The following is a 1294-nucleotide window of genomic DNA, read 5'->3' on the forward strand; positions in this document are numbered from 1 at the left end:
CGGAGCGCGAGAGTTTACCGTCGGCGACCGCATCATCTTCCTGGAGAATGCCCGCTTCCTCGAGCCACGTGCTCCCCGTCTCGGCCCGCAATATGTCAAGAACGGCATGCTCGGCACGGTCGTTTCCACCGGGGACAAACGCGGTGATACACTGCTTTCGGTCCGTCTCGACAATGGCCGTGACGTCGTCATCAGTGAGGACAGCTATCGCAACGTCGATCATGGCTACGCCGCGACCATCCACAAATCTCAAGGTGCCACCGTCGAGCGAACCTTCGTACTCGCCACCGGCATGATGGACCAGCACCTGACCTATGTGTCGATGACCCGACATCGCGACCGCGCTGACCTCTATGCCGCGAAGGAAGATTTTGAGGCGAGGCCGGAATGGGGGAGGAAGCCGCGTGTCGATCATGCTGCCGGCGTGACCGGTGAGCTCGTGGAAACAGGACAAGCCAAATTCCGGCCGAATGACGAGGACGCCGACGACAGTCCTTATGCCGACGTAAAGACGGATGACGGAGCCGTCCATCGTCTCTGGGGTGTGAGCTTGCCGAAGGCGCTCGAAGAAGGTGGTGTCTCCCAGGGCGACACGGTGACCCTGCGCAAGGACGGTGTCGAGAAGGTCAAGGTTCAGGTTCCGATCGTCGATGAGCAAACCGGCCAGAAGCGATTCGAGGAAAGAGAAGTCGACCGCAATGTCTGGACCGCCAGTCGGGTCGAAACCGTCGCAGAACGCCTGGAGCGCATCGAGCGGGAAAGCCATCGGCCGGACCTGTTCAAGCAGCTCACCCTGCGCCTGTCGCGCTCCGGCGCCAAGACGACGACGCTCGATTTTGAGAGCGAGGCCGGCTACCAGGCCCATGCCGACGACTTCGCCCGGCGTCGTGGGCTCGACACTCTTTCTCAAGCTGCCGCCGGGATGGAGGAAGGCGTTTGGCGGCGGTGGGCCGGGATTGCTGAGAAGCGCGAGCAGGTGGCGAAGCTTTGGGAGAGGGCGAGCGTTGCGCTCGGCTTCGCGATCGAGCGGGAACGGCGGGTCGCCTACGATGAGGAACGAATTGAAACGCAAACCGTCTCGGAGGCGGACGTTGTTCGTGGCCGATATCTGATCCCATCCACCACAGTTTTTGCCAGGAGCGTGGAGGAAGACGCGCGACTTACGCAGCTTGCGTCTCCTGCCTGGAGGGAGCGGGAGGCGATCCTGCGGCCGTTGCTTGAGAAGATCTATCGTGACCCGGATGCAGCACTTGTCGCCCTGAGCGCGCTTTCATCGGATACAAGCGTCGAACCG

The 1294-nt window shown here is 62.1% G+C and carries 1 pseudogene; it reads left to right on the forward strand.

The features are described from left to right. Positions 1–1294 (forward strand): annotated as a pseudogene (locus OLZ32_RS39115) (Ti-type conjugative transfer relaxase TraA); the annotation flags it as partial.

The sequence above is a fragment of the Rhizobium acaciae genome (assembly GCF_025941625.1).
GTDB classification, from domain to species: Bacteria; Pseudomonadota; Alphaproteobacteria; order Rhizobiales; family Rhizobiaceae; genus Rhizobium; species Rhizobium acaciae.